The sequence below is a fragment of the Bifidobacterium sp. 7101 genome, assembly GCF_000499285.1.
In the GTDB taxonomy this organism is placed as follows: domain Bacteria; phylum Actinomycetota; class Actinomycetes; order Actinomycetales; family Bifidobacteriaceae; genus Bombiscardovia; species Bombiscardovia apis_A.
Map to the genome: position 1 here is coordinate 64,997 of NZ_AWUN01000006.1, position 22,259 is coordinate 87,255.

Below are 22,259 nucleotides of genomic sequence, written 5' to 3' on the forward strand. Positions count from 1 at the left end.
TGGTCATCCGCCTGAATATCTTCAGGTAGGCCCATGGAAAACCGGGACCGGCACAGTCGGAACAATAAGGAGAATCGCCAGTGATCGCCAAGCATGTTCGCCAGGGATGGACATCGGGTCCAGGCAGGTGGGCCATGGGCCTGCTCGCCTTGGTCCTGGGGCTCTCAGCCCTGATCGTCGCCCCCCTGGCTACGCCGGCGCAGGCGGCCCAGGACTCCCCCGCTGCGCAGGCGGTCCACGGACGCACCTTCCGTGTCGCCACCGACACCACCTTTGCCCCCTTCGAATTCAGGGACTCCTCGGGCGACCTGGTCGGCATCGACATGGATCTGATCCGCAAAATCGCCGACATCGAGGGTTTCTCGGTGCAGATCCAGTCACTGGGCTTCAACGCCGCACTCCAGGCCTTGAACTCCCAGCAGGCCGATGTGGTCATAGCCGGCATGACCATCACCGACCAGCGCAAGCAGGTCTACGACTTCACCGACCCCTATTTTGACTCCGGCGTGCAGATGGCCATCGCCAAGGACAACGACCAGATCCACAGCTACAAGGATCTGCGAGGCAGCGTAGTGGCCGTCAAGACCGGCAGCGAGGGCGAGGCTTTCGCCAAACAGCGGGCGCCCCAGTACGGATTTAGTGTCAAGGCGGTGGACCAGTCCTCCACCATGTACGAGATGGTCAAGTCCGGCAATGCCCAGGCGGTCATCGACGACTACCCGGTCCTGGCTTACGGCATCGCCCAGGGCAACGGGCTGAAGACCGTAACCAAGAAGGAGCCCGGCGCCTCCTACGGGGCGGCCGTCCGCAAGGGTGAGAACAAGGAGTTTGTGGCCGCCTTCAACGAGGGTCTGGCCAAGATGAAGGCGGACGGCAGCTATAAGAAGCTGGTCGACTCCTATGTAGGCAACAGCAATTCCGACAAGAAGACCTCCGCCTCCCGGCCAGGATTCTTCGAACTGGTCCGTCAGGCCTTCCCCTCCCTGATGTTGGGCCTGCGGAACACCCTGGCCATTACGGCCATATCATTCGTCATCGCCCTGGCCATCGGCATCATCCTGGGATTGTGGCGGATCAGCCCCAACCGGATCCTATCCTGGATTGCCCGAATATACGTGGCAGTCTTCAGGGGCACACCCGTCCTGGTCTGGGCCTTCTTCTTCTACCTGGGTGTCCCCCAGCTGATCGGCCACCGCATCAGCATCTGGCTGGCCGGCGCGTTGACCCTGTCCCTGAACTCCGGAGCCTACCTGGTCGAGATCGTGCGCGGGGCCATCGACTCGGTGGACGTCGGGCAGATGGAAGGGGCCCGCAGTCTGGGCCTGACACGTCGCATGGCCCTGCGCCGGGTCATCCTGCCCCAGGCCGTCAGGATCGCCATGCCCTCCATCATCAATCAGCTGGTCATCATGCTCAAGGATTCCTCCCTGCTGCTGGCCATCGGCTTCGGCGAACTGCTCTACCAGGCCCAGCAGATATACGCGGCCAACTTCCGCGTGACCGAAACCCTCTTCATGGTGGGCGTCATCTACTTCGTCGCCATCAGCGCCCTGACCTGGATGGCCAATATGCTCGATAGGAGGCTGCATCAATGAATTTCGAGGACCCGGACATGGACACCGGACGACTGACACGTCGCATCCGCCAGAACCAAAGTCGCCGCAACCAGGGAGAGTCCCAGATGGCCGTATCCATCCGTGACCTGCACAAGCGCTACGGCGACACCGAGGTCCTCAAGGGGATCGACATGGAGGTCAAGCCGGGCGAGGTCATCTCCATCATCGGCCCCTCGGGTGCGGGTAAGTCCACCCTGTTGCGCTGCATCAACGCCCTGGAGACGCCGACCTCGGGCACCATCAACGTCTATGGAATCGATATTTCCGATCCAAAGACCAACATCGACAAGCTACGTGAGCATGTGGGCATGGTATTCCAGCACTTCAACCTCTTCCCCAACATGAGCGTGGCCGACAACATCATGCTGGCCCCCCACATGTTGCACAAGACGCCCAAGGAGGATGCCCGGCAGCAAGCCCTGGACCTGCTGGAGACCGTAGGGCTTCAGGAGAAGGCGGACGCGCGGCCCACCGATCTATCAGGTGGGCAGCAGCAGCGTGTGGCCATCGCCCGCGCCCTGGCCATGCACCCGGACATCATGCTCTTCGACGAGGCCACCTCGGCCCTGGATCCGGAGATGGTGGGCGACGTGCTTGAAGTCATCCGCTCCCTGGCCGAGGGAGGTATGACCATGATTCTGGTCACCCACGAGATGGCCTTCGCCCGTGAGGTCTCCTCCAGGGTGATTTTCACCGATGCCGGAATCATCGAGGAGGAGGGCACGCCCGAACAGATCTTCGGCCACCCGCAGAGCCCTCGGCTGCAGTCCTTCCTCTCTAAGGTCCTGTAAAGGACCTTGGTCTAGAGCTCCATCAGCTCCTCGATGGGACCCATCCGGTATTCCCTGAAGACCACCTGGCCGCTCTCCTGGGTGGCATCCAGGTCCACGATGCCGGCGATGCCCCAGTCGTGCTCCCCCTCGACATCGTCGAAGATCTGCTGGACCCGCCAGGTGTGGCCCTGGCGCTCGTCACGGTCATCCAGACTGAAGAAGTCCGAGGACCGGGCCTGGGCATCGGTCAGGATCTGCTCATGGTCCTCATAGAGGTCGTCAAGCGCGTCGCTCCAGGCCCGCAGGCTGTAGCCCCAGTCCGCATCCAGGTCGGCCAGGGCCTCCGGCCGGTCGGCGGCAACCAGTTCAACCCGTTGGAACATGGCGTTGCGCACCAGCAGGGTCAGCCCACGCCGGTCTGCCACCACCTGGTTTTCAACCTTGGGCGGTGCGGCATCGAGTCCGTTCGGGACTTCGCCATTTTCGGCCCTGCCTGCGGCCTCCCACTCATCCACCAGGCTGGAGTCCACTGAGCGCACAATCAGTCCCAGCCAGGCCAGGATATCCTCCAGCCGCTCATCCATGAATTCTTCGGGAACCGTCCTGCTGAGCGACCGATAGGCATCGGACAGGTAACGCAGCAGGGTTCCCTCCGACCGGGATATTCCATAGCGGGCGATGTAGCCGTTGAAGTCCGAGGCCGTCTCGATCATGTCCCGCAGAACGGACTTGGGGTGGATCTCATAGTCGTTGGCCCAGGGGACGTCCCGACGATAGCGGTCGAAGGCCTCCCCCAACAGCTCCTCCAGGGGCTTGGGCCAGGTCACCTCCTGCAGGCGCTCCATCCGTTCCTCGTATTCCAGACCATCCTCCTTCATCTGCTGGATGGCCGCGTCGCGGGCCTGCCGCTGTTGGGCCTTGAGTATCTGCCGGGGATCCTCCAGGGTGGCCTCGACCATGGAGAGCAGATTCATGTCGTAATCAGGGTCCTCGGGATCCAGCAGTTCCAGGGCGGCCAGCAGGAAGGGCGAAAGGGGCTGATCCAGGGCGAAGTCCTCGGGCAAGTCCACGGTCGTGAAGTAGTCCAGGCCGCCGTCCGGGTTCCTTTCGGTCTCGATGACCCCCGTGTCGGTCAGGGTCTGGAAGATCTCGTCTGCCCGGTCCTGCAGATGCTTCTTCTGCTGCGGTGTCTGACGGGAGTCCTCGATAAGGTCCTCCACCCGCCTCCTGGCATCCCCGCCCTGGTCGACCTCGTTGAGCACCATGGCATGGGTGATTTTCAAGTGCGGCGTCAGGGTCTCGGGGCGGGCCTCGATCAGCTTGTCGAAGGTTCCCTTGCCCCAGGTGACGAACCCCTCCTGGGGCTTCTTGCGTTTGATCCGCTTGAGCTTCTTGGGATCGTTGCCAGCCTTGGCCACCGCCCTGGCGTTCTCTATTTCGTATTCGGGGGCCTCGGCCACGACCAGACCGCTGGTATCGAAGCCCATGCGCCCGGCCCTGCCAGCAATCTGGTGGAATTCACGGGCCCGCAGGCGGCGCATCCTGTAGCCGTCGAACTTGGTCAGTCCGGTCAACAGAACCGTGTGGATGGGCACGTTGATGCCGACCCCCAGGGTATCCGTGCCACAGATGACCGGCAGAAGGCCATCCTGGGCCAGCTGCTCCACCAGGCGCCGATACCGGGGCAGCATGCCCGCATGATGGACCCCGACCCCAGTTCGTAGCAGCCGTTGCAGAATCCTGCCGAAGGCCGTGGTGAAACGGGTGCCGGCCATGGCCTCCTTGATCCGGTCGCGCTGCCCCCGGTCGGAGACCCCCGTGCTGGACAGGGCCTGGGCCGTCTCCAGGGCGGCATCCTGGGAGAAATGAACGATGTAGACCGGCGAATCCCCATCGGCCAGCAAGGACTCTACGGTGCTAGGCAGGGGGGTGTCCACATAACGGTAATCCAGTGGCACCGGTCGGGGGGCATCGGCGACAATGTCCACCCCCACCCCGGTTTTGCGCTCCAGATCCTGGGCAATCTGATCCACGTCGCCCAGGGTGGCCGACATGAGCAGGAACTGCACATCAGGCAGGGTCAGCAGAGGCACCTGCCAGGCCCAACCTCGGTCAGGATCCCCATAATAGTGGAACTCATCCATGGCCACACAACCGATATCGGCCCGTCGGCCCTCCCTCAAGGCCTGGTTGGCCAGAATCTCAGCGGTGCAGCAGATGACAGGGGCATCCGTATTGATGTGGGTGTCGCCGGTGATCATGCCCACCCGGTCGCGGCCCAGGACCGAAACCAAATCGAAGAACTTCTCGGAGACCAGGGCCTTGATGGGAGCCGTGTAGTAGGAGCGCCGTCCGGTGCACAGGGCGATGAAGTGCATGGCCAAAGCCACCATGGACTTGCCTGAGCCGGTCGGGGTCGACAGAATCACATGGTCGCCTGAAACCAGGGAGAGGACGGCCTCCTCCTGATGCGGCCAGGGGGTGATGCCTCGGGAAGCCACCCAGGAGAAGAAGCGGTCGTAGATCTGATCCTCGGTCAGGTTGCGGGGACCTCCCGCCTCGGGGACCAGGTCGCCCAGGGATGGAGGCTGGTCGGTTGAGGCGGTTGAGGAATCAGCATGTTCTTGGACCATGTCCACCAGTCTATCCGGCCAGGCACACAAGTCCGGCCGGAGGCTGGCTTCGTTTCCTTGAGTCCAGAGACCGGGAAAGCAGCCCGGAGCTTTCAGTCAGCTCCTGTTCTTGCCGTCTTTGCTGCTACCGCCTTTGTCATCCTTCCCGGTCTTGCCCTTGGCTTTCTGCTCGCCGCCGGAGCGGCCGCCACGTCCCGGCTTGAGGAAGTCGGGAATCTCCAGGCTCGCTTTGTGCGGATCGACCAGCGTGTCGGGCTGTGTCCTGTCATAGCCCTGGATGTAACGGGTCTTCCTCCAGTGCTGGATGGAGGCGTTCGATCCGCGGTGGTGGGCGTGGTACTGCAGCGGCGCGCCGCCGTACCGGTCTTCGTCCACCTCCTTGGCCACGGCTATCTGGTTGACGTTGGAGGGATCCATGATGGCCACAGGCGCGGCCGGCTCCACGAAGTCGGCTGGGGCAGCGGTGCGCTCCTGCATCTTCTTGGGCAGCCAGCGGGCGAAGTGCGACAGCAGGAAGCAGACGAAGAAGTAGACTACCGAGGCCACCACCAGGGTCTGCAGGATGTTGAAGTACATAGAGCCCAGACGACGGGACTCCTGCAGCAGATCCGTGTACATGATGATGGAGCCCAGAGCCGTGTCCTTGAGGACCACAACCAGCTGGGTTACGGCCGCCGGCAGCATGGCATAGACCGCCTGGGGAACCTCAATCTGCATCAGCGACTGGGTCCTGGTCAGCCCCAGGGCCAGGGAGGCCTCGCGCTGACCGTTGGGCAGGTTGCCCACACCCGAACGGATCAGCTCGGCCACCACGGAGCCGTTATAGAGGATCAGGCCCAGCACGACGGCCCAGTAGGAAGCCTGGCTGACTCCGGCAAAGGCGAACCAGCGCCAGAAGAAGATCATCATCATCAGCACCGGGACGGCCCGGCAGAACTCCACGATGATGCCTGAGACCGTCCTTACCAGTCCGTTGGGCAGCAGACGGCCGATGCCGAAGATGAACCCAAAGACGACCGAGCCGATCACTGCAACCACGGAGGCCTTGATGGTCAACCAGAGCCCGGGCAGGTAGAAGTCGGACCAGGCTTCATAGTCCAGGGCCGGGCGCCAGAGCTCCCAGCTCAACTGGTTCTCCCCGTCCGGAGGGTTGTGCAGCCGCATCAGCACCAGGATGACCACTATGGCGAAGATGATAGCGGCTATCCAGTTGGCGATTCGTATGGTGCGCCGGCCCTTGGGACCGGGCTGATCGAAGAGCAGCGAGCTCTCATTGTCCTGTGCCATGGCCGCTCACCTCCTCACTGCCAGCTTGTTGGACAGGTACGTGGTCAAAGCCCCGATGGGCAGAACCAGAATCACGTATCCCAGGGCGAAAATCAGGAAGATGGCCACGATGGCGTTGGCATGGAACTCGATCATCTCGCTCATCAGGGAGGAGCTCTCGGAGGCCACGGAGGCCGCTGCAGCCACGGTGGAGTTCTTCAACAGGGCGATGAAGGTGTTGCCCAGGGGTGCCACCGAACCGCGGAAAGCCTGGGGCAGAATGATCTGCGAGGCCGACTGGAAGAAGCTCAGCCCCAGGGCACGGGCCGCCTCGGCCTGGCCCAGAGGCACCGTGTTGATGCCCGAGCGCAGGGACTCGCAGACGAAGGCCGCCGTATACAGGGACAGGCCCGTCACCGCCAGCCAGAAGAAGTTGACGGAGAATTCCGGTGAGAAGCTGATCTTGAGCTGGGCAAAGGCCCCCAGGACCATGAAGACCATGATGATGGTCAAAGGCATGTTCTGGAAGAACTCCACGTACCCGCGGCCGACGGCCCGCAGGGAGGAGATGGGCGAGATGCGCATGATCACCAGGATGATGCCCAGGATCAGCGAGAAGAGGGCCGACCAGAGGGTCAGCTGGATGTTGACCCAGAAGGCTGCCGGGATGTCATAGTCGGAAAACAGTTCGATGATGGTTGACATCTCACTCCCCTTCCTTGGGCTTGGGCGGGTTGTAGCGCGGGTCGGGTTTGTAGTGGGTGCCCCGGGTGTTGTTCTCCAGCGCCCGCTGCCAGGATCCGTTGGCCTCCATGTCGGCCAGAGCGGCGTTGATCTTGTGGGCCAGCTTGGTGTTGCCCTTCTTGATGCCTACGCCGTAGTACTCCTGGGTGAAGGGCTTACCGACCAGCCGCAGCCTACCACGGGAGGCGGAGGCCAGCCCGGCCAGGATGATGTCGTCGGTGGTGACCGCATCGACGATGCCGGAGAATAAAGCAGTGGCGCATTCGGCATAGCCAGGTTGCTCCATCAGCTGGACCTCCTTGGCGAACCTTTTCTTGACAGTGACGGCCGAGGTGGATCCGGTCACCGAGCACAGCCTCTTGCCGTTGAGATCCTCGGGGCCGCGGATATGATGGTCCTCTTTGCGCACCAGCAGGTCCTGGCCGGCCACGATGTAAGGCCCGGCGAAGGAGACGGCCCGCTTGCGCTCGTCAGTTATTGAGTATGAGGCCAGGATCATGTCCACGTCGCCGTTCTGGAGCATGGCCTCACGTTGCTTGGAAGGGGCCTCCTTCCAGACGATGTCGTCGGCGCTGTAGCCCAGCTTGCCGGCGATGTAGGTGGCTACATCAACGTCAAAGCCCACGTAGGTCCCGGCCTTCTTGAAACCCAGGCCTGGCTGGTCGAACTTGATGCCCACTCGGATCTTGCCTGCCTCCTTGTCGGAGCCACAGGCCGCCATGGAGACCAGGCAACCCAGAGCGCACAGGATTGCGGTCAGATTCCTGACCAGCCGTTTCAGCGGCCGGTCCATGCCATGCATGCTTGCATTCATGCGGATATGCTTCCCTCCTGCTTCAGTGGGTCAGAATCTTGGACAGGAAGTCAGCGGCCCGCTGGGTCTTGGGGTGGTCGAAGAAGTCGTCGGGGTTGTCCTTCTCCAGGATGCGCCCATCGGCCATGAAGACGATATGATCGGCGGCCTGACGGGCAAAGCCCATCTCGTGGGTCACGCAGATCATGGTCATACCCTCCTGGGCCAGCTCGATCATGACATCCAGCACCTCGTTGACCATCTCCGGGTCCAGGGCTGATGTGGGCTCGTCGAAGAGCATGACCTTGGGCTGCATGGCCAGGGCGCGGGCGATGGCCACACGCTGTTGCTGGCCGCCTGAGAGCTGGGATGGCATCTTGGAGGCCTGGGATTCCACGCCCACCCGTGCAAGGAGGTCCATGGCCAGGTCCTCGGCATCCTTCTTGGGCATGTGGCGCACCTTGATGGGCGCCAGGGTCATGTTCTCCAGAATGGTCTTGTTGGCGAACAGGTTGAAGGACTGGAAGACCATGCCAACCTCGGCCCTGAGCCGAGCCAGGTCGCGTCCCTCCTGGGGCAGGGGCTCCCCCTCGATCCTGATGACACCTGAATCGATGGACTCCAGACGATTGATGGTCCGGCACATGGTGGACTTGCCCGAGCCTGAAGGCCCGACCACCACCAGCACCTCACCGGTGTCGACCTGCAGGTTGATGTCCTTGAGGACGTGCAGGCTGCCAAAATGTTTCTCGACGTGGGCCAGCTCGACCAACGGCCCGGACTTATCCTTGACCGGGCGGTCCGAGATCGGTTTCTCCGGCAGAATCCGCTCCGACGGATGTTTGGTTGTTTCGCTCATATTGGGCAGTTTACTCATCCTTTGTTGCGGAACGGCCATAGAAACGGTTCTCCTGGAAATCAGAGCCTCTGGCCAACCCTGGCCAATCGGTTCGTCCGCGTATAAAAGTTTATAAACAATAGGGGCCGGAACCCCGCAGGATTCCAGCCCCTGTAGTCTCTCGTCGGTCAGCGACGGAATGCGCTCAGTCGGCATCCTCCTGATCCGGCTCCCAGTCCACACCGGTCTCGGCGCGTTGCTGGTCGGAGATGGGAGCAGGAGCCCCGGTCATGGGATCCTGGCCGCCGCCGGACTTGGGGAAGGCGATGACATCGCGGATGGAGTCGGCTCCCGTCAGGATCTGAGCGGTCCTGTCCCAGCCGAAGGCGATGCCCGCGTGAGGCGGAGCGCCATACTTGAAGGCATCCAGCAGGAAGCCGAACTTCTCCTGGGCTTCCTCGGGGCCGATGCCCAGCACCTTGAAGATCCGGTCCTGGATGTCGTCGCGGTGGATACGCACCGAGCCGCCGCCCATCTCCTCGCCGTTGCAGACGATGTCGTAGGAGTCGCTCATGGCGTGCTCGGGATCCTTGTCGAAACGGTCGATCCAGTCGGCCGAGGGCATGGTGAAGGGGTGGTGCATGGAGGTCCACTTGGAATGGCCCACTGCCACATCGTCGTCGTCCGGGTCGTCGGTGGGCTTGAAGAGCGGGAAGTCCACCACCCAGGTCAGGGCGAATTCGTCGGGCTTGAGCAACCCCTGGCGGCGGGCGATCTCCACACGGGCCGCGCCCAGCAGGGTCTGCGAGGCCTCGCGGGGTCCGGCTGCGAAGAAGACCGCATCGCCATCCGAGGCGCCCACAGCCTCCTTGAGGCCTTGGCGCTCGGCATCGGACAGGTTCTTCGCCACGGGGCCCTTGAGGGTGCCATCGCCGGTGAACTGGACGTATGCCAGGCCCTTGGCACCCCGCTGGCGGGCCCACTCCTGCCAGGCATCGAACTGCCTGCGGGGCAGGTTGGCCGCGCCCTGGTAGACCACGGCACCCACGTATGGGGCCTGGAAGACCCGGAAGGGGGTGTCCTTGAAGTAATCGGTCAGCTCGACGATGGGATTGCCGAAGCGCAGGTCGGGCTTGTCGGAGCCATACTTGTCCATGGCCTCCTGCCAGCTGATCCTGGGAATGGGCAGGGTGACCTCGAATCCCGCAGCCTTCCAGACCTCGGCGATGACCTGCTCGGCCATGGCCATGACATCCTCCTGGGAGGCAAAACTCATCTCGATGTCCAGCTGGGTGAACTCGGGCTGCCTGTCTGCACGGAAGTCCTCGTCTCGGTAGCAGCGAGCGATCTGGTAGTAACGCTCGAAGCCGCCCACCATCAGCAGCTGCTTGAGCAGCTGGGGGGACTGCGGCAGGGCGTACCAGGACCCGGGCACCAGACGGGCCGGCACCAGGAAGTCGCGGGCACCCTCGGGGGTGGACTTGATCAGGGTCGGTGTCTCGATCTCGCAGAAGTCCATCTTATCGAGGGCGGCACGGGCGGCCCGGTTCATGGCGGCCCTCAGACGGATATTGCGCTGCATGGATGGGCGGCGCAGGTCCAGATAACGGTAGCGCAGCCGCACATCCTCGCCGGGCAGCTTGTTCTCGGCCTCGTTCTCCAGCGCTGTGGACACCTGGAAGGGCAGGGCGGCCGACTTGGCCAGCACCTCGATCTTGTCGGCCACAATCTCGATGTGCCCGGTGGACAGGTGCTCGTTGTCATTGCCCTCGGGACGTTCGCGAACCTTGCCGGTGACCTGGATCACGTACTCGCTGCGTAGGGGCCGGGCCTCTTCCTCGTCGTAGATGACAATCTGCACCAGGCCGGAGCGGTCACGCAGATCGATGAAGGCCACGCCTCCGTGATCACGGCGCCGATCCACCCATCCGGCCACGGTCACCTGGCGACCGACCATATCCTGCGTGACATCCGTGGCGTAGCTCGTTCTGTAAGCCGACTGGCCCATGCTTTCCTGTACCTCCATAATGCTCGGCCTGCCCCTGCGTCAGGCCTGGTATTCCACACTCTGCCGGGCATACAGGCTATCCGGCGTCCACGACACTAGATCAACCGGAATCTGTTCGCCCGTGATGATGTTCTTGACCTGGTCGCCCTCCTGCTGCCCCTCCTTGGCCGGGAACCAGACATAGGGGATGCCCAGGTGGTCGGCATAGCGGATCTGCTTGCCGATCTTGGCTGCGGTGGGAGCCACGTCAGCAGCGATCCCCCTGGCCCTCAGATCCTGGGCGATGTGGTTGCTGGCGGTGCGATCCTCCTCGTCCCAGACAGCGACCATGACCGCCGCCGGGGAGACACGGGATGCCCGGACCCCCTGGGCCAGCAGGTAGGAGAGCAGCCGTGAAAGCCCGATGGACAGTCCCACACCCGGGTAGGTGCGGTTGCCCTGGCTGGCCAGGTTGTCGTAACGACCGCCGGAGCAGATGGATCCCAGGGACTGCGCCCCCTCCAGGAAGGTCTCGTAGACCGAGCCGGTGTAGTAGTCCAAACCGCGGGCGATCTTCAGGTCGGCGATGACCGAGCCCGGCCGGATGCGGGCGGCCTCGTCGATGATCATGGCCAGCGTCTCCAGCCCCTCAATGGCCAGGGCATATGAAGAAGACTCCTTGTCGATGCCAACCTTGTCGACCAGGGCGTCAAAGCGCTGGCGCAGCTGCTTGCCATCGTCGGCGGTCAACTCGGCCAGATCCAGGCAGGCCCTGGCCTGGTCCTGGTTGGCGCCACACTCACTGACCAGCAGACTGGCTACCTCGTCAGGGCCGATCTTGTCCAGCTTGTCGATCTCGCGCAGGACACCCTCGACATCCTCCAGACCCAGACCCCTGTAAAAGCCCTCGGAGAGCTTGCGGTTGTTGGCGTGCACAGTGGGCTTGGGCAGGCCGAAAGCCCGCAGCTCCTCCAGAGCGCTCAGCATGACCAGTGGCACCTCGACCTCGTAGTGGTCGGGCAGCTCACCGTTGCCGATCACATCGATATCAGCCTGGACGAACTCCCTGAACCGTCCCTCCTGGGGGCGCTCCCCCCGCCAGACCTTCTGAATCTGCCAGCGCTTGAAGGGGAAGGTCAAGTCGTTGCTGTGCTCCACCACATAGCGGCTCAGCGGCACGGTCAGGTCGAAATGCAGACCCAGCCGACGTTCAACCGGCACATCCTTCTCCTGCCCCAGATCCTGCAGTCGTGAGAGCAGGTAGATCTCCTTGCTGGTCTCCCCCTTCTTGAGCAGGCTGGAGCCCTCTTCCACGGCCCTGGTCTCAATGCCGATGTAGCCGTTCAATTCGAAGACCTTGCGGAGCGTGTCGATAATGCGCTGCTCCACCACTCTTTGTGAAGGAAGCCATTCAGGGAAACCGGATAGAGATGTGCCTTTTGCCATAAGAACCTATACTATAGGAGGTCAAGGAAAATGGTATTGCCATATTTTGCGATCTCTCCAACACACAAGCCTAAGGAGCTGGCCATGGCCGACAACACCGCCATCACACCCGAGAACACCTCGACACCGCAGGAGGAGCACACCGCGGACGCGGAGGGCCAGGTCGCCGCTGCGACGACGCCCGAAGCCGGACAGACCGCTTCTACTGAGGATGCGCCCACCCAGAGCGCACCGGTACCGGCTGAGCCAAAGCCTGCACCTGTTGCACCCAAGCCCAAGGCGGTTCCCTCCCCTGCTGCTCTGGCCCACAAGGCACCTCACGTCAAGGCCGCTCCAGCCGCCCCCACCTATAGCCAGGAGGAGATCGACAAGGCAGAAGCCTTCGGCCGGGTGGACGAGCAGGGCAACGTATTCGTCCGCGAGGGCGACAAAGAGCGCCAGGTAGGCCAGTTCCCCAACGCTGATGCCAAGGAGGCCCTCAATCTTTATGCCCGCCGATACCTGGACCTCAAGGAGAAGCTGAATCTCTTTGCCTCCCGGTTGCGCAGCCCCAAGATCAAGGCCCATGAAATCGACGAGTCCATAGCCTCCCTCAAGGAGGAGATCAGCCAGCCAGAGGCAGTCGGTGACCTGGCCGCCCTGCGCACGCAGCTGGACCAGCTGGCCGAACAGGGGCAGGCCCGCAAGGCCGAGCTGGCGCAGGCCCGCAAGGACGCCATGGCCAAGGCCATCAAGGAGCGGACAGCCATCGTGGAGAAGGCCGAAGACCTGGCCGCCTCCCTGGGCGACTCCACCAATTGGCGTTCCACAGCGGACAAGTTCCGTTCACTCTTCGAGCAGTGGCAACACCACCAGCGCACCACCATCCGCATCGACAAGGCCGACGCGGACGCACTCTGGAAGCGCTTCTCCTCAGCCCGCACCACCTTCAACCAGGCCCGCCGCAAGTGGGCCCAGCAGCGGGACGCCCAGCGGTCCGAGACCAAGCGGATCAAGGAGGAGATCATCGCTGAGGCCGACCAGATCAAGGATTCCACCGACTGGGGACCCACCTCCCACCGGTTCAACGAGCTCATGGACCGCTGGAAGCAGGCCGGACGGGCGGGACGTCAGGATGACGACGCCCTCTGGGCCCGGTTCCGTCAGGCCGCGGATGTCTTCTTCAACGCCCGTCAGGCAGACCGCGACAAGACCTCGGTCAACGAGCGCGAGAACCTGACCAAGAAGGAGGCTCTGGTTGCCAAGGCCGAGGCCCTGCTACCCGTCAAAGACACCAAGGCCGCCAAGCAGGCCCGGCAGGAACTGGCCAAGATCCAGGAGGAATGGGACGCCATCGGCTTCGTTCCCCGTGACGACGTGCGTCGAATCGAGGGCAGGATGGATGCCGTGGACCGGCAGATCAAGGCCGTTGAGGATGCCGCCTGGAACCAGTCCGACCCCGAGGCCGATGCCCGAGTCTCCAGTTTCGAGCAGCAGCTGGCCGCCCAGCTTGAGGACCTGGACCGGCGGATTGCCGCGGAGCAGGATCCGGCCAAGAAGCAGGAACTGGAGGCCGAGAAGGCCACCAAGGAGCAGTGGATGAACGCCGTGCGCTGACCACAGCCGTTTTCGCTGGGACCCCCGGCCTGGTCGTTGACCACCGGGGGTCCTTCTGTAACCACCGTTGATAACCGCCTTTTCGACTTTGACCAGACGAATTCCCAAGGTATGGAAGGAGGCCATAGCGATGGTTGCAGGGGAAGGTCAGATGGCCCGCATATGGGGACTGGTCGAGCCCTTGGCTCCGGTCAGCCGGTAAGCGTCGAAGACCCCATCGATCTTCCTGACAGCCGACAGGAGGGTGTTCAGATGCTGGGGGTCACCCATCTCGAAGACGAACTGGCTGACCGCCACACGGTCCCGGCCCGTGGACTGGCTGCCCGACAGGATGTTGACGCCGTGGTCGGACAGCACCTGGGTGATGTCAGAGAGCAGGTGGGGCCGGTCCAGGGCCTCCACCTGGATCTGGACCATAAAGGTGCCCTGTTTGCCCGTCCAGGAGACCTCGATGATCCGTTCGGGTTGCTTCTTGCGCAGGTCCAGAAGGTTCTGGCAGTCGGACCGGTGAACCGAGACACCCTGGTTACGGGTGATGAACCCGGTGATGGGGTCTCCCGGCACTGGGGTGCAGCAACGGGCCAGCTTGACCCAGACATCGTCCACGCCTTTGACCGAGATTCCCTGGGAGGTCTCCGGCCGACTGGACTTGGTGACCCGCTGCAGGGGGATGGCCTCCTGCTCCACCTCGTCCTCAAGGGCTGACCGTCCGGCATCATGGACCAGCCGGGAGATCACGTTCTGGGTGGAGACCTGTCCGTCACCAATGGCGGCGTAGACCGCCTTCTCATTGGGATAGTTGAGCTCGTCGGCGGCCCCCACCATGGCTTCGGGGGTCAGCAGGGTGGCCACGGGCAGGTTCCGCTTGCGCATGGCGCGGATCAGCTCGTCCTTGCCCTCCTCGATGGTCTCCGAACGGCGCTCCTTGCTGAACCACTGACGGATCTTGCTGCGGGCGCGCGGGCTCTTGGCAAAGCTGAGCCAGTCTCGCGAAGGCCCATCGGTGTCGGACTTGCTGGTCAGAATCTCAACCGTGTCCCCGTTGCGCAGCTTGGTGTCCAGAGGAACCAGACGGCCGTTGACACGCGCGCCCATGGTTCTGTGGCCCACCTCGGTGTGGACCGCATAGGCGAAGTCCACCGGCGTGGAATCGGCCGGAAGGGAAATGATCTTGCCCTTGGGTGTGAACACATAGACCTCGGCCGAACCCAGATCGTCCTTCAGGGAACCCAGGAACTCGTTGGAGTCCGGAGTCTCGCTGGTCCAGTCGGCCAGCTGCTGAATCCAGGTCAGGTTGTCCTCCTGGCTCAGCTCCCCCTCCTGGCGCTCACGCTTCACATCGGACTTATCAGGCTGGGAGAGCTCGCGGCCGGCGGAGCCGTTCTCCTTGTACTTCCAGTGGGCGGCGATGCCGAACTCGGCGCGACGGTGCATCTGCCAGGTGCGAATCTGAATCTCGACCGGCTTGCCGCCTGGGCCCACCACCGTGGTGTGCAGGGACTGGTAGCGGTTGGTCTTGGGCATGGCGATGTAGTCCTTGAACCGCCCGGGCACCGGGCTCCAGCGGGCATGGACTGCGCCCAGTGCCGCATAGCAGTCGCGGATGGTGTCCACGATGATGCGCACGCCAACCAGGTCGTATATGTTGGCGAAATCGTGTCCGCGCACAATCATCTTCTGGTAGATGCTGAAGTAGTCCTTGGGCCGCCCGGTCACCTGGGCCTTGATGCCCTGGGCGTCCAGATCCTCGTGGATCTCGTCCAGGATCTGCTTCAGGTAGACCTCGCGTTGGCCAGCCCTGCGGGAGACCAGAACCACAATCTCGTTGTAGATCTTGGGATAGAGGGTCTTGAAGCTGAGCTCCTCCAATTCGGTCTTGATGGCATTCATGCCCAGCCGGTTGGCGAGGGGCGCATAGACATCCAGGGTCTCGCGTGCCTTGCGCTGGGCCGACGAAGCCTTGACGTAGCGCCAGGTGCGGGCGTTGTGGACCCGGTCGGCCAGCTTGACCACCAGGACGCGCACATCCCGGCTCATGGCCACGATCATCTTGCGGATGGTCTCGGCCTGGGCCGAATCGCCGTAGTCCATCTTGGATATTTTGGTGACCCCGTCCACCAGGCCGGCCACCGTGTCGCCGAATTCATCCCTGCACTGCTCCAACGTGTAGTCGGTGTCCTCCACGGTGTCGTGAAGCAGACCTGCCGAGACCACCGTGGGCCCCATGCCCAGGTCGGCCAGAATCTGTGCCACAGCCAGTGGATGGATGATGTAGGGCTCGCCGGACTTGCGCCTCTGGTCGGCATGCTGGACCACGGCCCGGTCGTAGGCGCGCTGAAGCATGGACAGATCTTCTCCGGGATGATGCGCTGAGCAGATCTCCCAGATGGGCATCAGGGGGTTGAGCGGATCGTCGCTGACCTCGCAGCCCAAGGCTCTGGAGGACAGGCCGGAAGGGGCCTGATCGCCGACATCATTGCTGCAGACGCTGCCCTCCTGAGTGACCATTCAAGCCTCCAATGTTCCGATATAATGCACCAATCCTACACTTGCGCCTGGCCCATTCAGGTCGCTCGTGTCCGAGGGGTGCCTCAGCGGCCGGTCGAGCCGAATCCGCCATCCGAACGCACCGAGCCAGGCAGGCGTTCGGCGGGCACGAAACGGGCCTGCACATAGCGCTGGATGACCAGCTGGGCGATGCGCTCCCCAGGCTCGAAATGGACCGATTCATGCGAATCCAGGTTGATCAGCGGCACCTTGATCTCGCCCCGGTACCCGGCATCGATGGTCCCGGGCGCATTGAGCACGGTCACCCCCATTTTGACCGCCAGTCCCGAGCGGGGATGAACCAGGCCGACGTATCCGTTGGGCAGGGCCAGGGCCACTCCGGTGGGCACCAAGGCCCGCTGGAAAGGGGCCAGATCTACAGCCACCCTGGCTCGCAAATCAGCCCCCGCGTCACCGGGCATGGCGTATTCCGGCACCTCGGCCCCATCCAAGGACTGGAACAGGACCTCGACCGTTTCAGGCTCGTTGTAGGACTCGTCATAGGCCATCAGGCGGCGCACTCCTTGCAGACGGGCTTGCCGTCGGGTGTTGTGTAGGCCAGCTGGCTCCGGTGTTTGACCAGGAAGCAGTTGGAGCAGATGAATTCATCGCCCTGCATGGGGATGACGGTCACCGAAGAGTCCTCATTGCTCAGGTCGGCGCCAGGCAGCTCGTAGTCCTCGGCGATGGCGTTCTCGTCGTCGTCAAGGTCAGCCCCGGCATCCTGGCCGCTTTTGCCAAGCTCCTGCAGGGATTCCTCGTCTTCGTCCTTGTCGCGCGGGGTATCGTAATCCTGTGCCATCGTGTACCCTTTCCTTGTTCGACCAGCCACCTCGTATGCCGGTCATTTCACACGATATGTACTGCGCATAGGATACACGATTTCAAAAGCACGTAAAATACCAACCGTAGGGCACAATGGAAATACCTAAGGCCGTGTAAAGGAACCGTAAGAGGATAGGGGCGTGCATGTCTGAGAATGGGACCAGGGTGGCCAGCTTTGACCATGTCGACGACAGGGGCGATCTGGTCTTCGTCTGTGACCACCGGCACTTCGCCGTAAGGGTCGACGATGCGCTTGATCGCGCCATTCTTGAGGCCAAGCAGGTCAAGGAGGAAGAGGACGTGGATCCCCAGACCGGCAAGTCCAAGCCGCTGCCTGTCTCTGCCATTCAGGCGGCTGTGCGCGCTGGCGCCCGCCCCGAGCAGGTGGCTCAGCAATACGCTGTCAACGAAGCGCTGGTACGGCGTTTCGCGGCCCCGGTGGAGACCGAAAAGAAGTACGCCATCGAGCAGTTCCTGACCATGCCGGCGCCCAAGGGGTCGGGCGGACATAACTATCAGGAACTGATCGGCAAGGTGCTGGCCCGTGCCGGGGTCAGTCTGTCACAGGTTTCCTGGCAGGCCACCAGGCGAGGGTACGAACCCTGGAACATCAATGGCGTGTTTACGCTGGACAAGCGGATATTCAACGCCCGCTGGGCCTGGAACATGCATGACAACACCGTGACCTGCCTGAACGGGGCAGCCAGGATGCTGCTGGACGATTCCACAGACGACCATGGCCAGGAGCGGCCCGCCTGGGACCAGGGCCCCGACGAAGAAATCGACGACCAAACCGACAGACGGCCTCCAAACCAGGAAGATGCCCTTGCCCAAATCGAGGAGGAGGACCGTGGCTCGGACGGCCAGGAGGACGGCGAGCGCCAGGCGGCACTCACGGCCTGGCTCTATGGCAAGCCCAAGGAAGGCCAGGATCGGGCAGCCGAGCGAGAGCCCAGCCATCCCAGCGCAGAACTGACCGAGGACCCCGACACGGCCGAGCATCCGCCCATCCGAGACAATGAATCCACCATGGTCCTGCCCGTGCAGAACCATGGACAGAGCCAGGCTGACCAGGAGCAGGTCCACCAGGAGCAACAAGGCGATGATGCCGGTCAGGATGAGCAAGAGGACGGGTCCAAGGAGGGACGCCGCGGCAAGCGGGCCAAAAAGCACTCCGGGCGGTCTGCCGTACCCAGCTGGGATGAGATCCTCTTCGGCAAGTAGTCAGACCAGATCGATAAGGCAGGGAATCTGCGTCTCCAGACGGGTCCATGAACCATGTACGCCGGGCAGTCTGGTCGCGGCATCAGTCTGATCTGCAGAATTCACCAGGGTGATCCGGTCACCTGCCAGAACCAGAAGGTCGCCGATCATGGGGCGAACCCGGGCATCCACAGGGCCGAAGATTCCCCCTTGGACGGCCTGGTCCCGGGTCAGCACCCAGGCCTGCTCCCCCAGACGCTCATGCCAGCGTGCAGCCACGACCTGGGGATCCGCCCCCTGGTCCAGGTAGAGCATGACAGCCCTGGGCTCGCCACCCACCAGTCGCACATCCCGGTTCAGTTCCGGGTCCTGGGCAATGTCGATGCGCTGGTCCGGATCAGCCTGGACCATGCCATGATCGGCTACGATCACCGTCAGTGTCCCGGCGGGCAGGCGGCGATGAAGCTCGGCCAGCTGTGCATCGGTCGCTTCGAGAGCTGCCACCCATTCCTCGCCCTCCCAACCGCTGTGGTGGCCCACCTTGTCCACATCGCGAATATAGAGGTAGGTCAGCCCTGGCTGGCGGGCAGCTTCGCAGGCGGCCAGAAGACGCTGACGGGAGTGATTGTGGCCTACATACTCCCCACCGCGCAGAGCCGCCCGAGTCAGGGCGGAGTTGCGAAAACGCGGCAGGCCTGACGAGGTCACACGGACCCCCTGCGCCTGGAGGGCCTCGAAGACCGTGGGGCGGCGCTGAAGACGCTCGGGATCCTGGGCGCCTCTGAACTGAATCATCTGGCCCAACTGACCGGTGTCAGGGTTCAGCTGGGTGTAGCCGGTCATGCCGGTCAGTCCAGGGCTGGTTCCGGTGCCGAAGACCCCCATGGCCGCCACCGTGGTCGATGGCAGGCTGGTGTACATGGGACGCTGATTGATGGGTTCGGACAAAAGCGAGCGCAGGTAGGGCACATGGCCCTGACGGCTGACCAGATTCCAGAATCCCAGCCCGTCCACCAGAACGACAACCACCGACCGGGCATCAGGCAGTCCCAGGGCCTCCTGGAGTGCCTTGGCAGACGGATGGACGTCAGTGGCCACGGGCGATCCCAGGCAGGCGCTCAGAGCTGGCAGGACGGCCGACAGATGCCTGGCCCCGCCGACTTGCTTGTCCCCCGCCTGGTCCCCGTATCGGATAGGCGGACTCGGCTGCAGCAGTTCCTTCATGTCAGGTGTATCCAGACCCATGCCTTCCATTCAAGCACGGTCAGACCCCAGGCCGACATCGGAGCCGGGCAGGCACGCTTTGGCGGACCGTCCGGTTATCATAAGGCGGAACGTGAAGGAGCAGGAGCTGGAGCATGGCAACTCATCGCAGGAGCAAGGCGGCGGGGTATGACCCCCGGCAGGTCAAGGAGCACATCGTCGAAACCCCTCTGAACGAGGAGATGAGCAAGTCCTTCCTGGAATACGCCTACTCGGTCATCTACGCCAGGGCCCTGCCCGACGCACGAGACGGACTCAAGCCGGTCCAGCGGCGGATCATCTACCAGATGGGCCAGATGAACCTCAACCCTGACCGCCCCTACATGAAGTCCGCCAGGGCCGTGGGCGAGGTCATGGGCAAGCTGCACCCCCACGGCGACTCATCCATCTACGAGGCCATGGTCCGCCTGGCCCAACCCTTCGCCATGCGCCTGCCCCTGGTCGACGGCCACGGCAACTTCGGATCCCTGGACGACGGTCCGGCGGCCTCCCGCTACACCGAGGCCAGGCTGGCCCCGGCGGCGCTGGGCATGAACGCCGACATCGACCAGGGCACGGTGGACTTCTCCCCCAACTACGACAACAAGCTCAAGGAGCCCCAGGTCCTGCCCTCGGCTATCCCCAACCTGCTGGTCAACGGAGCCTCGGGCATCGCCGTGGGCATGGCCACCAACATGATCACCCACAATCTGGGCGAGGTGGTGGCTGCCGCCAAGTATCTGATGGCCCACCCGGACGCAAGCCTGGACGAACTCATGCGCTACGTGCCCGGTCCTGATCTGCCCGGCGGCGGAATCATCGTGGGTCGGGACGGCATCCGCAAGGCCTACGAGCACGGCCGGGGGGCCTTCGTGACCAGGTCCGTCACCCACCTGGAGAACGTGACCGCCCGCAAGAAGGCCATCGTGGTCACCGAGCTGCCCTTCATGGTGGGCCCCGAGCGGGTTCTGGAGCGTATTTCCGAAGGGGTGCGCAACCACAAGCTGGAGGGTATCTCCAGCGCTATCGACCTGACCGACCGGCACAACGGGACCCGCCTGGTCATCGAGATCAAGACGGGATTCGACCCGGCAAAGGTTCTGGGCAAGCTCTTCAAGTACACGCCTCTGGAGGACTCCTTCACCATCAACAACGTGGCCCTGGTCCACGGACGGCCCAGAACCATGGGGCTCAAGGAGCTGCTGGAGGTCTGGGTGGAGCACCGGCGCACGGTCATCCATCGACGCAGCGAATTCCGCCGCAAGAAGGCCCTGGAACGTCTGCACCTGGTCGAAGGGCTCCTGCTGGCCCTGGTCGACATTGACGAGGTCATCCAGGTCATCCGCAGCTCGGACGATGCGGATGCGGCCAAGACCAGGCTGATGGCGGTCTTCGACCTGGATCAGACCCAGGCCCAGTACATTCTTGACCTGCGGCTGCGGCGGCTGACCAAGATGAGCCGGATCGAGCTGGAGGGCGAGCGCGACGACCTCAAGAAGCAGCTGGAGGAACTGGAGCGGATTCTGGGCTCCTCGGCCGAGCTGGACCGGGTGGTCATCAAGGAGATGGATCAGGCGGTGGCCCAGTGGGGCACACCCAGACGCACGGTCATCCTGGACCAGGAGCCCTCCGGTGACCTGGCCCCCGTGCAGTCAGCAGCAGCCGACGACCAGCAAACCTCCAGCAAGGCCAGTGCTGGCCCACAGGCCGCACTGCTGGCCAGCGGAGGAACCAGCCGCGGCGGTGACGGCGGCGACCTGCACATGGAGGACAAGCCCTGCACGGTCATGATGAGCGCCACCGGCCTGCTGGCACGCAGCACCCCGGGTGCCCTGGATGCTTGGCGGTCCCGGCCGCGCAACCAGGACCGGGGGCACGACGACCAGATCATCGCCATATTCGCCACCACCACCCTGGCCACCTATGGCCTGGTCACCACGGCTGGCCGGCTGATCACTGCCCCCGTGGCCGACCTGCCGCTGATCCCAGCCACCGCCAACCCCAACCTGAGCGGGGGCATCGTGGCTGACGAGCTCCTGGGCGGAACCGCCAGCACCGAACCACAGGCCGACGAGCACGCCGTCACCGTCATCGACATGGCCGACTCCCGACCCCTGGCCCTGGGCACCCGGCTGGGCACGGTCAAGCGCTGGAACCGCGAGTCCCCGACCACCATGGACTCCTGGTCGGTCATCGAATTGAAGGATGGCGACCAGGTGCTCTTCGCGGCCCCCTGCCAGGACGGGGACCGCATGGTGCTCATCTCCTCGGATGCCAGCCTGCTGACCTTCACCGGGGACAAGGTCCGACCCCAGGGCCGCAATGCAGCAGGCATGGCGGGCATCCGTCTGGCCCAGGGCTGCCAGGTCGCCACCTTCGCGGTGGTGCCGGCCGGGGAGATCGGCTGGACCTATCAGGAGACCGGCGAGGATGGCATGAGCACCCAGGCCGGGGCCGTGGTCCTGACCGTGGCCGGCGACTCCGAGGCACTGCCCGGCACCGAGAACGGATCGGCCAAGCTGACCCCGTTGGAGATGTATCCGGTCAAGGGTCGGGGAACGGGCGGCGTGCGCTCCCAGCGCTTCCTCAAGGGCCAGGACACCCTGCTGCTGGCCCGGGTGGGCGCCTGGCCCCTGCATGCCAGCACCGCTGCCGGATCACCGGTTGAACTGCCCGACGTGGACATGCGCCGGGATGCCTCAGGCCAGGAGCTGGCAGCGCCCATCGCCTTCGTGGCCTGAGGACGCTCG

General features: G+C 63.6%; 16 protein-coding genes. 5 read left to right on the forward strand and 11 right to left on the reverse strand.

The genetic code is table 11. The features are described 5' to 3' along the window. Window positions 1-80: 80 nt before the first annotated feature. Both P272_RS0107715 and P272_RS0107720 read left to right on the forward strand, forming a co-directional pair. Window positions 81-1,595, forward strand: coding sequence for an amino acid ABC transporter substrate-binding protein/permease (locus P272_RS0107715; protein WP_253269687.1), 1,515 nt, complete (start codon window positions 81-83; stop codon window positions 1,593-1,595). 86 nt (window positions 1,596-1,681) lie between these two features. Further along, window positions 1,682-2,407, forward strand: a complete 726-nt coding sequence (locus P272_RS0107720) for an amino acid ABC transporter ATP-binding protein (RefSeq protein ID WP_029678964.1) — start codon at window positions 1,682-1,684, stop codon at window positions 2,405-2,407. An 11-nt stretch (window positions 2,408-2,418) separates the two neighbouring features. On the opposite strand, the gene P272_RS0107725 is transcribed toward P272_RS0107720, so the two are convergent. From P272_RS0107725 to hisS, 7 genes are all read right to left on the reverse strand, one after another. Beyond that, the gene (locus tag P272_RS0107725) at window positions 2,419-5,022 is read right to left on the reverse strand and encodes a DEAD/DEAH box helicase (RefSeq protein ID WP_044097926.1); all 2,604 of its coding nucleotides are present in this window, start codon (window positions 5,020-5,022) and stop codon (window positions 2,419-2,421) included. 96 nt (window positions 5,023-5,118) lie between these two features. Continuing rightward, window positions 5,119-6,309 carry an amino acid ABC transporter permease gene (locus P272_RS0107730; RefSeq protein ID WP_029678966.1) on the reverse strand — a complete coding sequence of 397 codons (1,191 nt, stop codon included), beginning with the start codon at window positions 6,307-6,309 and terminating at the stop codon, window positions 5,119-5,121. A gap of 6 nt (window positions 6,310-6,315) precedes the next feature. Next, entirely contained in the window at window positions 6,316-6,993 is a 678-nt protein-coding gene (locus P272_RS0107735) for an amino acid ABC transporter permease (protein WP_024627819.1), read from the reverse strand. Window position 6,994: 1 nt separating this feature from the next. Continuing rightward, window positions 6,995-7,753: a glutamate ABC transporter substrate-binding protein gene (locus tag P272_RS0107740; protein ID WP_441293863.1), complete on the reverse strand. Its 759-nt coding sequence runs from the start codon at window positions 7,751-7,753 to the stop codon at window positions 6,995-6,997. Window positions 7,754-7,868: 115 nt separating this feature from the next. Beyond that, window positions 7,869-8,684 (reverse strand): amino acid ABC transporter ATP-binding protein, encoded by an 816-nt coding sequence (locus P272_RS0107745; protein WP_301280131.1) that lies wholly within the window; start codon window positions 8,682-8,684, stop codon window positions 7,869-7,871. A gap of 184 nt (window positions 8,685-8,868) precedes the next feature. Then, entirely contained in the window at window positions 8,869-10,671 is a 1,803-nt protein-coding gene (gene aspS / locus P272_RS0107750; RefSeq protein WP_029678969.1) for an aspartate--tRNA ligase, read from the reverse strand. 39 nt (window positions 10,672-10,710) lie between these two features. Then, on the reverse strand, window positions 10,711-12,096 hold the full coding sequence (gene hisS, locus P272_RS0107755; protein ID WP_029678970.1) for a histidine--tRNA ligase: 1,386 nt from the start codon (window positions 12,094-12,096) through the stop codon (window positions 10,711-10,713). A gap of 84 nt (window positions 12,097-12,180) precedes the next feature. On the opposite strand from hisS, the gene P272_RS0107760 reads away from it, so the two are divergent. Beyond that, the gene (locus P272_RS0107760) at window positions 12,181-13,692 is read left to right on the forward strand and encodes a DUF349 domain-containing protein (protein WP_029678971.1); all 1,512 of its coding nucleotides are present in this window, start codon (window positions 12,181-12,183) and stop codon (window positions 13,690-13,692) included. Between the two features lie 147 nt (window positions 13,693-13,839). On the opposite strand, the gene P272_RS0107765 is transcribed toward P272_RS0107760, so the two are convergent. From P272_RS0107765 to P272_RS0107775, 3 genes are all read right to left on the reverse strand, one after another. Beyond that, window positions 13,840-16,200 (reverse strand): RelA/SpoT family protein, encoded by a 2,361-nt coding sequence (locus tag P272_RS0107765; protein ID WP_253269688.1) that lies wholly within the window; start codon window positions 16,198-16,200, stop codon window positions 13,840-13,842. An 83-nt stretch (window positions 16,201-16,283) separates the two neighbouring features. Beyond that, window positions 16,284-16,748 (reverse strand): dUTP diphosphatase, encoded by a 465-nt coding sequence (dut, locus tag P272_RS0107770; protein ID WP_029678973.1) that lies wholly within the window; start codon window positions 16,746-16,748, stop codon window positions 16,284-16,286. Next, a complete protein-coding gene (locus P272_RS0107775) occupies window positions 16,748-17,041 on the reverse strand; it encodes a DUF4193 domain-containing protein (protein WP_024627827.1) in 294 nt (97 codons plus the stop codon). The genes dut and P272_RS0107775 overlap by 1 nt, the downstream gene beginning before the upstream one ends. A 167-nt stretch (window positions 17,042-17,208) precedes the next feature. Between P272_RS0107775 and sepH the strand changes: the two genes are divergently transcribed. Further along, the gene (gene sepH, locus P272_RS0107780; RefSeq protein WP_029678974.1) at window positions 17,209-18,288 is read left to right on the forward strand and encodes a septation protein SepH; all 1,080 of its coding nucleotides are present in this window, start codon (window positions 17,209-17,211) and stop codon (window positions 18,286-18,288) included. On the opposite strand, the gene P272_RS0107785 is transcribed toward sepH, so the two are convergent. Beyond that, window positions 18,289-19,512, reverse strand: coding sequence for an alkaline phosphatase family protein (locus tag P272_RS0107785; protein ID WP_029678975.1), 1,224 nt, complete (start codon window positions 19,510-19,512; stop codon window positions 18,289-18,291). A gap of 113 nt (window positions 19,513-19,625) precedes the next feature. Between P272_RS0107785 and P272_RS0107790 the strand changes: the two genes are divergently transcribed. Beyond that, complete coding sequence (locus P272_RS0107790) at window positions 19,626-22,250, forward strand: DNA gyrase/topoisomerase IV subunit A (RefSeq protein WP_029678976.1); 2,625 nt, start codon at window positions 19,626-19,628, stop codon at window positions 22,248-22,250. The last annotated feature ends 9 nt before the right edge of the window (window positions 22,251-22,259 follow it).